We start from the raw sequence: 13,430 nt of genomic DNA, 5'->3' as shown, positions 1-13,430 counted from the left end.
AAAGCGCGCTTCACGGTTTGTGGGGCGGGCCGCCTCAATTGCTCTCGACGCGAGGATTGGCGTGGGTCGGCTGGCTGGGATAATCCACCTGATGCTTGTGCAGATAATCGCGAATCAGCTGGCGCACCACCTGGGAAGGGGTGACATCCTGCTGCAGGCACAGCTCTTCCAGGGCTTTCTTTTTGTCCGGGTCAATCAGCACCGTTAGCCGCGCCGTTTTCTTTTCCATCAGTGTCCTCCAGAGAATGATGACTGAATGATAATACCATGTGAGCGAAGCGGCCAGCCAGACCGCGCCGCCGCTCGTCTTTAGCGGAAATGCAGCCGCTCTATCTTGCGTGACAGGTAGCCGAGTTCGCAGTTGAACAGCTCGCCGCTGCCGGCGGCCAGCGTGCGCAGCGTGCTGAGCGGCAGCGACACCTGGGCCGGCGTAGCATAAATGATCACGTTGCCGCTGGGGGCGACGCAAAACAGCACGGTGGCGAATATCCGGTGCAGGCTGTGGTACAGCAGGCTGTTTTCGTCGGGCAGATCGTGGTAATTCAGCACCAGCCAGCCCCCGTCATTCAGCCGCGCGGCGCAGTTCTCCAGGAATGTCTGGGTGCCTTGCTGCGGATCCATGGCGAACGCCGAATAAAGATCGGAGAAAATCAGATCGTAACGCGTTTCGGCGGGCGGGCGCACGAAGTCCATGGCGTCGGCGGTGCGCAGGCTGATGGTGTCGGTGGCCGGCAGCGTAAAATAGCGGCGCGCGACGGCGATTACCGCGGCGCGCAGCTCAACGACCTCCAGGCGCATAGCCGGATCGAGCGCGTGCAGCGCACGCAGCAGGCTGCCGCCGCCTAACCCCAGGATCAACGCCGACGTCGGCGGCTGCCAGGCTACCGCCATCAGCATCGCTTTGATGTAGTTGTGGATCGGCTGCGCGGGGTTGCTGAGGCTCATCTTGCTTTGCTCGCAGATGCCGTCAAACCGCAGCGTGCGGTAGTCCTTGTGATCGGAAACGATGATTTCGCCCCAGGCGTCGGCTTCGCGAGCGATCACCTGGCCACGCGGGGAGAAATCGAGGGTTCTGAGTAAGCTGTCAACCAGAGACATGGTATTCGCAGGGCTCCTTTGGCAAGCGGCCTGTTTACTTACGGGCGCACATGAAATCGGCGGTGCAAATGCGCCGGCCATCGATGCTGGCACGGCCGGTGAAGCGGGCGATCGCGCCGCGCCGGCGTACAAAGGCGACCTCCATCAACACCTGGTCGCCGGGACGGGCGGCGCGATAAAACCGCGCCCGCTGAATGGAAGCGAAGTAGTAATGTTCCCCTTCGTTAAGCGCCCCGAGATAGTAATGCGCCAGCAGACCGGTGCTTTGCGCCAGCGCTTCCACCAACAGCACGCCAGGAAAACCGGCGAAGCGCGCATGGCCGCTCCAGAACGTCGGCTCATTGGCGGTGATGTTCTTGATGGCGCTCAGCCGCCCTTCGGCGATGCAGGTGCCGGCGGGCAGCACGCGATCGACCAACAGACAGGGATAGCGATGAGGCAGAATCGCCTGAATATCGTGGAATTGCAGGGGGTGACCATGTAATGGCATGGGGGAGCGTGATCCTGTCTGCGGCGAATCCGGCGCGATGGCCGGCGTTCGGTCCATAATGAGTGTAATGACATTATAATAAAATTATCATCAGATGTGCCAGATGAAAGACATGACGGCGACGACGGTTGGGAAACAGCGAAGGAGGGGAAGACACCCGATCCTGACGATCGGGCGTGGCGGCGCGTTTAGTGCTTGGAGCGGGTCACCTTGTCCAAATAACCCATCACGAAGGCGGAGAGCACGAAGGTGAGGTGGATGATCACATACCACATCAGCTTGTTGTCTGGCACGTTCTTGGCGTCCATAAACACCCGCAGCAGATGGATGGACGAGATGGCGACGATAGACGCGGCGACTTTGTTTTTCAGCGAGGTGGCGTCCATTTTGCCCAGCCAGCTCAGCTTTTCTTTTCCTTCGGTGATATCCAACTGCGAGACGAAATTTTCGTACCCGGAGAACATCACCATCACCAGCAGCCCGCCGACCAGCGCCATGTCGACCAACGACAGCAGGGTCAGGATCAGATCGGCTTCAGCGACGGAGAAAATGTTGGGCAGGACGTGCAGGATCTCCTGAAAAAATTTGATAGACAGGGCGACCAGGGCCAGTGAAAGGCCGAAATAAACCGGCGCGAGCAGCCATCGGGAGGCGTACATCGCGTTTTCTAGCAAGCGTTCCATCATAAAATTGTTTTGAATGCGTAGCAAAAAGGGCGCTCAGTATAGCGCAAGAGGCCTGGGTGAAATCAACCGCTTGCGCCAGTAGAGGGCGATATCAGGCCGCTACGCGCGCCGTTTTGCGCCCGCAGCGGATCCACAGCGCCACGGCCCCCGCCGCGGTTGCCAGCGCCACGACGCCCGGCCAGCCCGCGCTTGCCAGAATGCGGCTGCCGAGGGCGGCGCCGGTCGCCATGCCGATGAATACGCCGGTGAACAAGAGGGCGTTCAAGCGGCTGCGGGCCGCCGGATCAAGACCGTAGACGATGGTCTGGTGTGCGATCAGCGTCGCCTGGATGCCCAGATCAAATCCGACGGTGCTCAGCGCAATGAGCGCCAGCTGCGCCGGGAGCGGCAACAGCGGAAGCAGAAACATCAGGGCGAAGGCGGCCAGGACCAGTGCCGCGCCGATGCGGGTCACGGCGTCAGGGCCGTGCCGATCGGCCAGGCTTCCCGCCAACGGCGCCGCCAGCGCACCCGCCGCCCCCGCCAGACCAAACGCGCCGGCCGCCGCGCTGCCGATCTGGTAGCGCTCCGCCAGCATCAACGCCAGCGTTGACCAGAAAGCGCTGAAGCCCAATGACAGAAAGCCTTGCGCCAGCGTTGCACGCCGCAGCTCGGGATACGCGGCCCACAGATGCCCCAGCGAGCGCAGCAGCGCGGGGTAACTCAGCGCGTTATGGGGGCGAAGACGCGGCAACATGCGCCAGATAGCCAGCGTGATCGGCAAAACGCCCAGCGCCGCCAGCGCGTAAACGCTGCGCCAGCCGGCGAACTCGGCGAGCGCGCCGCTGAACACGCGCGACAGCAGAATGCCGGCCAATAGCCCGGTCATCACCGCGCCGACGGTTTTGCCGCGGCTGGCCTCCGGCGCCAGCGTGGCGGCGGCGGGGATAATGTCCTGGGCGACGGTGGCGGTCAGGCCTATCGCCAGGCTGCTGAGCAATAACAGCGGGAATGAGGCGGCAAACGCGCAAAGCAGCAGCGTCAGCGTCAGCAGCGCGCCTTTGATCAGAATGATCCGCCGGCGATCGTACCGGTCGCCCAGCGGCGCCAACAGTAAAATGCCCAGCGCATAACCCAACTGGGTCAGCGTCGGCACCATGCCGGCATCGGCGACGCCGGCGTGGAAATCGGCGCCCATCATGCCGAGCATGGGCTGGCTGTAATAGATTGAAGCGACGCTGAGGCCGGCGCCGGCGGCCAGCAGAAACACGACGTTGGCGGACGGGGCGCCGTTGGTGGCGGTGGTGCTCATGGCAAAGATCCCTGCAAAGTGAATGTGCGGCCATTTTTACCGCTTGCTTCATTCCGCTGTAGCCCCCTCGCAGGTAAAACTGTTATACACTTAACGTATGAATAAAATTAATTTACCCAACGGCGACCGCATAACTTTGCTGCATACGCTGGTGCGCATCGTCGAAAGCGGCAGCCTGTCGGCGGCGGCGCAGCAGCTGGGCACCTCACAACCGACGATCAGTCGGCGTCTGCAGGCGTTGGAGCAGCTGCTGGGCGCCAAACTGATCCAGCGGACGACTCACGCCCTCAAACTGACCGACGACGGCGAGCGCTGTTACCGCCAGGCGCGGGGGCTGATCGAGCAATGGCAAAGCCTGGAAGAAGGGCTGGGCGGCGCGCGCGACGAACCGGTCGGGGTGTTGCGCGTGCGGGCGCCGCACGCTTTCGGCCAGGATCAGCTGATCGGTCCGTTGGGCGAGTACTTGCGGCGCTACCCGCAAACTTACGTTGAGTGGACGCTGAACGATCATTCTCCGGACTTTATTCCCGAAGGCGTGGATTGCGCCATTCACGTCGGTGCGGTGACCGATCCGTCGGTCGTGGCGGTGTTGCTGGCGGAGGTGCCGCGCAGCACGGTAGCGTCGCCGGCGCTGCTGACGAGCCGAGAGCCGGTTCGCTGTCTTGACGATTTGGCGCGGTTGCCGTGGCTGGCGTTGAACAGTTTTTATCGCAATGAAGTGGTGCTGACCCATGTTGAGCGCGGCGAGCAGGGGCGGTTCGATATCACGCCGAGGTTGAGCACCGACAGCCTGTACGCGGTACGCAAGGCGGCGCTGGAGGGGATGGGCGTCGCGATTGTCTCCTCCTGGCTGGTGCGGGACGATGTGGCCGACGGGGCGCTGCAAACCGTGTTGCCGGCCTGGCGCGCCGCGCCGCTGCCTATCTACCTGCTGTATCCCTACGCCAGCTATTACCCGGCTCGCCTGCGCAAGTTCATGGAAATGATGAAAGAAGTGATGCCGCGCATTCTCGGCGCGCGGCCGCCGGCAGCGGGCTGATGCCGTTCAGTGCCGGGCTTTTTTGCCGTCGTTGTGGCCGAGGGAACGCTCGGGAAAGCTGTGATCGCGCAGCCGCTGCTTTAACTGCGCCGCATCGGGGAAGCCGCCGTCAATTTTGCGATCCCAAATCATCACGCCATCGACGCTGATTTGATACACCCCGCCGGTGCCCGGCATCAGGGTGACGGAGGCGAGATCGTCGCCGAAGGTATTGAGCAGCTCTTGCGCCATCCAGCCGGCGCGCAGCAACCAATTGCATTGTGAACAGTAGTGAATCGTAACGGCGGGGGCATTTTTCATCGTTGATCGACCGGTTAGTGGTGACGGCTTGCAATCAGCCTGATGGCTCGCAAGCGATGGTGGCTGTGTATCGCCAAATAGTCAAGCGCCTGCGGAAGCCGCGAGGCGCGGATAACGATGACGGTCGCTATGGCTTGCTTTTGGCAAACCATTCGACCCCGCGCAGCATGCCCGCCCAGTAAAATTTGGGTAAAAACCAGGCCTTCAGCCACCATGCCATACGGCTGGGATGCGTGTTGTCGAACAAAGGAAAGGTGGGGAGCAATTTACTGTCGTAACCAAACTCCGCCAGAACAACCTTGCCTTTCTCTACCGTCAATGGGCAGGAGCCATAACCATCATACCGTGCCGCATCAGGAGCGCCGTTAAGCTGCGCCGCGATGTTCTCTGCCACCACCACCACCTGTTTGCGAGCCGCCGCCAGGGTTTTGGCATTTGGCGTGGCGCAACAGTCGCCAACCGCAAAAATCGTCTGCCACTGCGTATGCCGTAGGGTGAATTTATCCACGTCGCACCAACCTGACTCGTCAGACAACCCACTTTGCGAAATGAACGCCGGCGCAGATTGCGGCGGCACTACGTGCAGCATATCGAAGGGCAGTGTCACTTCGCGTTTGCCTTCTTCATCACCGTCCAGAGAAAAGGTCGCTTGCCGACGCTGCCCATCAACGCGAACTAAATTATGCCGGAAGTTGACCTGTGCGCGGTATTTTTTCAAGTAATCGGTCAGCGGAGGAACAAATTGCGGCACGCCGAATACCGCCGCGCCCGCCAGGCAAAAATTGACGTTAATATTATTAAGGACACCTTGTCGCCGCCAGTGATCGCATGAAAGGTATAAGGCTTTTTGCGGCGCGCCGGCGCATTTTATCGGAATTGGTGGTTGAGAAAATATCGCCTCGCCGCCTTGCATTTCACGAACCAGTTTCCAGGTGTATTCCGCAAGATCAAAACGATAATTAGAGGTGACGCCATTCATTCCCAACGTTTCTTCAAGACCCTCTATTTTATCCCAACGTAAAACGAGGCCGCAGGCAACAATAAGGAAGTCGTAGTTTATTTTCTGCCCTTGGCGAGTCTCGACATATTTTTGGCCGGGCTCCACTCTGACCACGCTATCCTGAATCCATGCGGTTCCTGGGGGGATGACGGCGCGCATGGAACGCCGCGTTTTATTGATATCAAAAAGCCCGCCGCCCACCAAGGTCCATGCCGGTTGATAATAATGACAGTCGCCAGGTTCAATTACCGTTATATCAATGCCTTTAACTCGCTTCCTTATGCTTGCCACGACGCTTATTCCAGATGAACCACCGCCAATAACAACAACTTTTTTCTGGGTGTTTATTTTTTCCGGTTTCATGCAGGCCTCCTTTCATAAGAAAGTAGGGGGTTGGTGCCCAAATTAAAAGGGAATTCATAGAACTTATGGTTATATTGAAAATCACATATTCGATTTAGCTATATGTAATAGCTAAATGTAATAAGTTATTTGACAATCAATGCGAACTGATCGTTAATAAATGCCACAAACACCGTTCAGGAATTAACGCATTGGATTTTTTCCATTTTACTTTTTATACCCTGATGTTATTGGTGATAACCGGAGGAATAGTCGGATTTCTCTTGGCCCTGACAGGCGGAGGCGGCTCCATCGTTTGTGTGCCGCTGCTGCTGTATATGGTGCAAATCCCGGATACGCATTTGGTGATAGGTACCAGCGCCATGGCCGTCGCCGTCAGTGCGCTGCTCAACCTTTTTGCGCACGCCGCCAAAGGAAACGTCCGGTGGCGAACCGGCATTGTCGTGTCGCTGGTCGCGGTGGCCGGGACGCTGGCAGGTTCACAGATGGGAAAAATCACGGACGGGCGCTATCTAACCCTGCCTTTCGCTTTGCTGATGCTGATTGTCGCCGGATTAACGCTGAAAAAAAATCACCGGGCCGGCAACGGGTTGGCTTCCCCGGATGCAACCTTTCATCCCGCCATCGTGTGGCTCAGCGTGTTGGCGCTCGGCGCGGTGGCCGGCTTTCTGGGTATCGGCGGCGGATTTTTAGTGGTGCCGGCGCTGCTCTGGTTTTTCCGCTTTTCGCTGCTTGAAGCGGTGGCCACCTCGCTGGTGGTGGTTTCTGCCATGGGTTTATCGACGAGCGCAAGCTATGCCTTGTCCGGCAAGGTGTCGCTCGTCATCACGTGCTGGCTGATCGTCGGCGGTGTTCTGGGGGGCGTCGTGGGGGTTGCGCTCACCGAACGCCTGAAGAAACGCGAGGACATTATCCGTGTGCTCTACGCCGCCATGCTCTTGGTGCTGGCCCTTTATATGCTTTTTAAAAGCTTATAAGACAGAAGGAAAAAATATGCGCATCCGTACATACCATCATCAGCTCTCCTTTTCGGGGGCGCCCGCAGCGAGTGATTTCGCTACCCTGCATCAACAAGGCTACCGGCTTATCGTCAACAACCGGCCAGATGAAGAACCGGGGGAGCATCTATCCCATCAGCAAGAGAAAACGCTGGCTGAAGGCATGGGCATAGACTACGTCTATCTTCCTTACACGTTCGACACGCTGACCTGGGAGACCGTTTATACCTTCCATTACCTGTTGCGGCGAGGCAAGAAGACCCTGGCGCACTGCCGTAGCGGGGCGCGCTCAGCCTGCCTTGCTCTACTGCATGCGCTGCGCGAAGGGCGGATCGATGAAGCGCGATTCCGCAGCCAATGCGAAGAATATGGCGCGGATGCCGATAAGGCGCTCAGCTGGTATCGCCGGCATCAGTCCGTTCAGTCTCATGCGCAAGTGCACGCATTTTATGAGCCGGAAAGCGGCAGCCTGCAGTATGTCGTCGCCGATCCCGAGGCGCGTCGCTGCGCCATCATCGACCCGGTACTGGATTTTGACCGCCGATCGGGCACGGTATCGCATCAGCAGGCGCACACCATTTTGAGCTTTATCCGGCAGCAAGGGTGGAGCGTGGCCTGGGTGCTGGATACGCACCCGCATGCCGACCATTTTTCTGCCGCAACCTGGCTGGCGCAGAAAACCGGCGCCCTCAGCGGCATAGGCGAAAAAATCACCGCCGTGCAGGGGCTGTGGCAAGACATCTATAATTTGAAGGAACTGCCTCCCGCCGAGACCGTGTGGGATGCGCTGTTTGCGGATGGGGACGTCTTTTTTATCGGCAACCTGCGCGCTGAAGTCTTGCTGTCTCCTGGCCACACCCTGGCTTCCGTCACGTATCACATTGCCGATGCGGCGTTTATTCACGATACGTTTTTCATGCCTGACAGCGGCACCGCAAGGGCCGATTTCCCCGGCGGAAATGCGGAAGCCCTGTGGGATTCGTTGCAGCGGATCTTGAGCCTGCCAGCGGATACCCGCCTGTTTACCGGCCACGATTATCGCCCGGCGGGGCGTGAGGCCCGCTGGGAAAGCACCGTGCGAGAGCAGCGCGAGAACAACCCCTGGGTGGCCAACATGGATAAAGCCCAATTTATCGCGCAAAGAAAGCAGCGAGACGCCACGTTGCCGCATCCGGAATTGATGCTGATGGCGCTGCAGGTCAACATTCGCGGCGGCGTTCTGCCTGATTGCGAAGATGATGGGCGGCACTACCTCAAAATCCCTGTTAATCGCTTCAAGGGGTAAATCAAGCCAGAGAGGCGCGATTGTTCACGGCTGCCAATCTCAAGGCGATCGCGCCGTCTGTTAATGGTTTTTTATGAAATAATCAGACTGATTCATATTTAATTATTTGTTTTTACACAAAACACGCGGCGCTTGCCCTCGCCGAATACAGTCACTACATTAACAACTGTACTTCCCACACTGCTAAGGAAAACACCATGAAAGCTGCCGTAGTGACGAAAAACCATACCGTAGACATTCAGGATAAAGTACTGCGCCCGCTGAAGCACGGCGAAGCGGCGTTGAAAATGGAGTGTTGCGGGGTGTGCCACACCGATTTGCACGTGAAAAACGGCGATTTCGGCGAGGTGCCGGGCATTACGTTGGGGCATGAGGGCATCGGCGTGGTCTCCGCCGTCGGTGAGGGCGTCACCTCGTTAAAAGTGGGTGACCGCGCCAGCGTCGCCTGGTTTTACCAGGGTTGCGGCCACTGCGAATACTGCGTCAGCGGCAACGAGACCCTGTGCCGCTCGGTGAAAAACGCCGGCTACAGCGTTGACGGCGGCATGGCGGAAGAGTGCATCGTGGTGGCGGACTACGCGGTGAAAGTGCCGGACGGGCTCGATTCTTTCGCCGCCAGCAGCATCACCTGCGCCGGCGTCACCACCTACAAGGCGGTGAAGATTTCCGATATCAAGCCGGGGCAGTGGATCGCCATCTATGGCCTGGGCGGGCTGGGCAACCTGGCGTTGCAGTACGCCAAGAACGTGTTTAACGCCAAAGTGATCGCCATCGACGTCAATGATGGCCAGCTGGAGTTCGCCAAACAGATCGGCGCCGATCTGACGATCAACTCCAAAACGCAAAACGCGGAGGAGATCATTCAGCAGCAAACCGGCGGCGCTCACGCGGCGGTGGTGACGGCGGTGGCGAAAGCCGCCTTCAACTCGGCGGTCAATGCGGTGCGCGCCGGCGGTAAAGTGGTGGCCGTGGGGCTGCCGCCGGAGAGTATGGATCTGAGCATTCCACGCCTGGTGCTGGACGGCATTCAGGTGGTGGGTTCGCTGGTGGGCACGCGCGAAGATCTGAAAGAGGCGTTCCAGTTCGCCGCCGAAGGCAAAGTGACGCCGAAAGTGACCAAACGGCCATTGGGCGATATCAACGCCATCTTCGAGGAGATGAAGGCGGGCACCATTCGCGGTCGCATGGTGATCGATCTCGGCATGGCGAAGTAGGCCACGCGAAAAAAGAAGGCCACCTGCGGGTGGCCTTCTTGTTATCTCATTACGCCGGCTTCAGAACAGGCCCAGCGGTTTGGCGTCGTAGCTGACCAGCAGGTTTTTCACCTGCTGATAGTGCGACAGCGCCGCCTTGTGGGTCTCGCGCCCGATGCCGGAGTTTTTGTAGCCGCCGAACGCGGCGTGCGCCGGGTATAGGTGGTAGCAGTTGGTCCATACGCGGCCGGCCTTGATCGCGCGTCCCATGCGGTAGGCGCGGTTGATGTCGCGGGTCCACAGCCCGGCGCCCAGCCCGAACTCGGTGTCGTTGGCCAGCGCCAGGGCTTCGGCCTCATCCTTGAAGGTGGTGACGCCAATCACCGGCCCGAAGATCTCCTCGCGGAAGAAACGCATGCTGTTGTCGCCGGTGATCAGCGTCGGCTGCAGGTAGAAACCGTTTTGCACTTCGTCGCCGCGCTGAGCGGGCTCGCCGCCCGCAACGATTTTGCCGCCCTCGTTTTTAGCGATGTCGATGTAGGACAGGATCTTGTCGTACTGCTGTTTTGACGCCTGGGCGCCGATCATGGTCTCAGTGTCGAAGGGATCGCCCTGGCGGATGGTGGCGATACGCGCCAGCACTTTCTCCATGAACTGCGGGTAGATGGACTCCTGGATCAGCGCGCGTGAAGGGCAGGTGCAAACCTCTCCCTGGTTGAAAAAGCCCAGCACCAACCCCTCAACCGCCTTGTCGATAAACGCCGGCTCCGCCTGCATGATGTCTTCAAAATAAATGTTCGGCGATTTGCCGCCCAGCTCGACGGTGCTGGGGATGATGTTCTCCGCCGCACAGGCGAGAATGTGGCGGCCGACCGGCGTGGAGCCGGTGAAGGCGATTTTTTCGATGCGTTTGCTGCGCGCCAGCGCTTCGCCGGCCTCGGCGCCGAAACCTTGCACCACGTTGAGCACCCCCGGCGGCAGCAGATCGCCGATCTCTTCCATCAGCACGCTGATGCCGAGCGGCGTCTGTTCCGCCGGTTTCAGCACCACGCAGTTACCGCCCGCCAGCGCCGGCGCCAGTTTCCAGGCGGCCATCAGCAGCGGGAAGTTCCACGGGATAATCTGGCCGACCACGCCCAGCGGTTCATAGATATGGTAGGCCACGGTATTTTGGTCGATCTCCGCCGCGGTGCCTTCCTGCGCGCGCAGGCAGCCGGCGAAGTAGCGGAAATGGTCGACCGCCAGCGGCAGATCGGCATTCAGGGTTTCGCGGATCGGTTTGCCGTTGTCCCAGGTTTCGGTCAGCGCCAGCATCTCCAGCCGCGACTCGATGCGATCGGCGATCGCCAACAGCACATTGGCGCGTTCCTGCACGCTGGTTTTACCCCAGGCGTCCGCCGCCGCATGCGCCGCGTCAAGCGCCAGTTCGATGTCTTTGGCGTCGGAACGCGGGAATTCGGCGATCGGCTGGCCGGTCACCGGCGAGGTGTTGGTGAAGTAGTTGCCGGATACCGGTTCGACAAATTTGCCGCCAATGTAGTTGCCATAGCGTGGACGGAACGAAACCAGCGAGCCAGGCAAACCGGGGTGAACATATTTCATGTGAAGCACCTCTCTGCAGATGATAACCGGCGCTATTGCGCTGCGCCTGTGAGTGCGGCCTGTCGCCGCAGCACAGAGAAGCACGCCCCGTGCCAGATTAGCGACGGACGTAGTATTCGTAAAAAAATGGCTATTTATTAAAACGTTAAGCACTGATGTGGGTAAGCCAATCGAGCGGTTCCGCTGCCGCCGATGATTTTTTGTGTTCCGTGTCGCAACGCCTGATACACATCCATGATACATATTTGCAACACTTGCAGCCGGGGGAGAAACGCATGTTGCCTGACGATCGCTTGCTCACTGAGAGCGCCAGTTTGCTGACCCACCCGCTGGCGGAATCCTGGCAGCGCAGCCGCAGTTACGGCCTGACGCGCGCCGATCAACATATCCCGTTTATCAAAGCCGGTCTGCTCGAAGAACTGCGCAGCCGCAACGACTGGGTGCCGCAACGGGTACAGCCGCTGATCGAACAGTTGGGCGCGCAAATTACGCGTCAACCGGCCATCGTGGTGATCGCCGACGCCGACGGGCTGGTGTTGGAAACCCGTGGCAATCACGATTTTCTGCACAAGGCGTCGCGCTTTGCGCTGGCGCCGGGCAACCAGTGGGGAGAAGCGGAGCGGGGCACCAACGCCATCGGCACTGCGCTGGCGCTGGGCGCTTTCTGCGAAGTGCGCGGCGATCAGCATTTTCTCAACCAAAACGCCGGATTGAACTGCACCGCCGCGCCGATCTACCGGCCGGATGGCCATATTGCCGGCATACTGGATCTCTCTGCCCCGGCCCAGCGCCCGTATCCTGATGCGCAGCGCCTGATCATGCAGGCGGTGCGCCATATCGAACACCGCTGGGTCAGAAGCGCGATCGCCGATCGTCACTGGACGCTGCGCTTGCACGCCGACGCTGGCCGCCTGGGCAGCGCGCAGGAACTGCTGCTGGTGTTTCACGACGAAGTGCTGATCGCCGCCAATCGGCTGGCGATGGTCGAGTTCCAACTCTCGCCGGCCGCATTCGGCTCGCTTGAATTCGCTCAGCTGTTCCCCGATCTGTTGCGGCAACCCTCCGGCGCGCCGCGCCAGACGCTGGCCGGCAATCAACGGCACTATTATTCGCTGCTCGAGGCGCCCCAACGCCGCGTTAGCGCTCTGCGTTCGACGCCGCCGGCGGAACGGCACGACGAGCAGCATCAGAAAGCGTTGCGTATTCTCAACGCCGGCCTTTCTCTGTGCGTGACCGGCGAAACCGGCTGCGGCAAGGAGCACTTCAGCCGCCGCCTGTTTCAGGAAAGTCGCTGGCGCAACGGCAACTTTGTGGCGATCAACTGCGCGGCGCTGCCGGAACCGCTGATCGAGTCCGAACTGTTCGGCTATGCGCCGGGGGCGTTTACCGGCGCCAACCCCAAAGGCTATATCGGCAAGATCCGCGAGGCGGACGGCGGCGTGCTGTTCCTCGATGAAATCGGCGACATGCCGGCGGGCCTTCAAACGCGCCTGCTGCGGGTGTTGCAGGAGAAAACGGTCACGCCGCTCGGCAGCCGCAGCGCCTATGCGGTCGATTTCGCGCTGGTTTGCGCGACGCACCACGATCTGCATCGGCAGGTGCAAACGGGGGCGTTTCGCGAAGATTTATTGTATCGCATACAGGAATACAGCCTGCGCATCCCGCCGCTCAGAGAGCGGGCGCAATTGGAGGCGTTCATTCTGCAGCTGTGGCGGGAGCTGGGCGGCGAACGGCGCGACATTCGCCTGTTGCCGGAGGCGCTGGCGATGCTGGCGCGCTATCCGTGGCCCGGCAACGTGCGGCAATTGTTAAGTACGCTCAAGGTGCTGCTGGCGCTGGCGGACGATCGCGCGGTGATCACCCTGGACGATCTGCCGCAGTCGATCGCGGTACTGTCGCCGCGTCAGGCATGCGCCGACGCCGGCGGCGAGGATCTGCAGGCGGCGATCGACAGGGCGGGCGGCAATCTCAGCCGGGCGGCGAAGGCGCTCGGCGTTTCGCGCAGCACGCTGTACCGCAAGCTGGGGAGGCGAAAAGCGGCAGAGGAATGACGCTTATCGATTGACCGGCGATAAGGCCCCGCTG

At 60.1% G+C, this 13,430-nt stretch carries 13 protein-coding genes; 5 read left to right on the top strand and 8 right to left on the bottom strand.

Annotated elements, in window-relative coordinates; translation table 11 throughout:
• Positions 1-34: 34 nt before the first annotated feature.
• The 5 genes from H7A77_RS10980 to H7A77_RS10960 form a co-directional block, all read right to left on the bottom strand.
• A complete protein-coding gene (locus H7A77_RS10980; protein ID WP_004928567.1) occupies positions 35-229 on the bottom strand; it encodes a ribbon-helix-helix protein, CopG family in 195 nt (64 codons plus the stop codon).
• An 80-nt stretch (positions 230-309) separates the two neighbouring features.
• Positions 310-1,098 (bottom strand): spermidine synthase, encoded by a 789-nt coding sequence (locus tag H7A77_RS10975; RefSeq protein WP_047026131.1) that lies wholly within the window; start codon positions 1,096-1,098, stop codon positions 310-312.
• Positions 1,099-1,132: 34 nt separating this feature from the next.
• Positions 1,133-1,588 (bottom strand): 3-hydroxyacyl-ACP dehydratase FabZ, encoded by a 456-nt coding sequence (fabZ, locus tag H7A77_RS10970; protein WP_033643035.1) that lies wholly within the window; start codon positions 1,586-1,588, stop codon positions 1,133-1,135.
• A gap of 188 nt (positions 1,589-1,776) precedes the next feature.
• A complete protein-coding gene (locus tag H7A77_RS10965) occupies positions 1,777-2,271 on the bottom strand; it encodes a TIGR00645 family protein (RefSeq protein WP_025302805.1) in 495 nt (164 codons plus the stop codon).
• A gap of 94 nt (positions 2,272-2,365) precedes the next feature.
• Positions 2,366-3,565, bottom strand: coding sequence for an MFS transporter (locus H7A77_RS10960; RefSeq protein WP_108680707.1), 1,200 nt, complete (start codon positions 3,563-3,565; stop codon positions 2,366-2,368).
• 97 nt (positions 3,566-3,662) lie between these two features.
• On the opposite strand from H7A77_RS10960, the gene H7A77_RS10955 reads away from it, so the two are divergent.
• Positions 3,663-4,604, top strand: a complete 942-nt coding sequence (locus tag H7A77_RS10955) for a LysR family transcriptional regulator (protein WP_182074174.1) — start codon at positions 3,663-3,665, stop codon at positions 4,602-4,604.
• Positions 4,605-4,610: 6 nt separating this feature from the next.
• Here H7A77_RS10955 and H7A77_RS10950 read toward each other — a convergent pair whose 3' ends face one another.
• Both H7A77_RS10950 and H7A77_RS10945 read right to left on the bottom strand, forming a co-directional pair.
• Positions 4,611-4,904, bottom strand: coding sequence for a SelT/SelW/SelH family protein (locus H7A77_RS10950; RefSeq protein WP_033643038.1), 294 nt, complete (start codon positions 4,902-4,904; stop codon positions 4,611-4,613).
• A 127-nt stretch (positions 4,905-5,031) separates the two neighbouring features.
• Positions 5,032-6,267 (bottom strand): FAD/NAD(P)-binding oxidoreductase, encoded by a 1,236-nt coding sequence (locus H7A77_RS10945; RefSeq protein WP_182074173.1) that lies wholly within the window; start codon positions 6,265-6,267, stop codon positions 5,032-5,034.
• A 191-nt stretch (positions 6,268-6,458) separates the two neighbouring features.
• Between H7A77_RS10945 and H7A77_RS10940 the strand changes: the two genes are divergently transcribed.
• The 3 genes from H7A77_RS10940 to adhP all read left to right on the top strand — a co-directional run bounded on the left by H7A77_RS10940 (position 6,459) and on the right by adhP (position 9,764).
• Positions 6,459-7,244, top strand: a complete 786-nt coding sequence (locus H7A77_RS10940; protein ID WP_033650426.1) for a sulfite exporter TauE/SafE family protein — start codon at positions 6,459-6,461, stop codon at positions 7,242-7,244.
• Positions 7,245-7,260: 16 nt separating this feature from the next.
• The gene (gene blh / locus H7A77_RS10935; RefSeq protein WP_182074172.1) at positions 7,261-8,550 is read left to right on the top strand and encodes a bifunctional sulfur transferase/dioxygenase Blh; all 1,290 of its coding nucleotides are present in this window, start codon (positions 7,261-7,263) and stop codon (positions 8,548-8,550) included.
• 197 nt (positions 8,551-8,747) lie between these two features.
• Positions 8,748-9,764 carry an alcohol dehydrogenase AdhP gene (adhP, locus tag H7A77_RS10930; RefSeq protein WP_033643042.1) on the top strand — a complete coding sequence of 339 codons (1,017 nt, stop codon included), beginning with the start codon at positions 8,748-8,750 and terminating at the stop codon, positions 9,762-9,764.
• Between the two features lie 60 nt (positions 9,765-9,824).
• On the opposite strand, the gene H7A77_RS10925 is transcribed toward adhP, so the two are convergent.
• Positions 9,825-11,345, bottom strand: a complete 1,521-nt coding sequence (locus tag H7A77_RS10925; RefSeq protein WP_042784478.1) for an aldehyde dehydrogenase family protein — start codon at positions 11,343-11,345, stop codon at positions 9,825-9,827.
• A 275-nt stretch (positions 11,346-11,620) separates the two neighbouring features.
• Here H7A77_RS10925 and H7A77_RS10920 point away from each other — a divergent pair, with 275 nt between their 5' ends.
• Positions 11,621-13,396: a sigma-54-dependent Fis family transcriptional regulator gene (locus H7A77_RS10920; RefSeq protein WP_069100347.1), complete on the top strand. Its 1,776-nt coding sequence runs from the start codon at positions 11,621-11,623 to the stop codon at positions 13,394-13,396.
• Positions 13,397-13,430: the final 34 nt, after the last annotated feature.

This window comes from Serratia sp. ME47, from assembly GCF_903970925.1.
In the GTDB taxonomy this organism is placed as follows: Bacteria; Pseudomonadota; Gammaproteobacteria; order Enterobacterales; family Enterobacteriaceae; genus Serratia; species Serratia ureilytica.
This window is presented reverse-complemented; position numbering and strand designations above follow the sequence as displayed.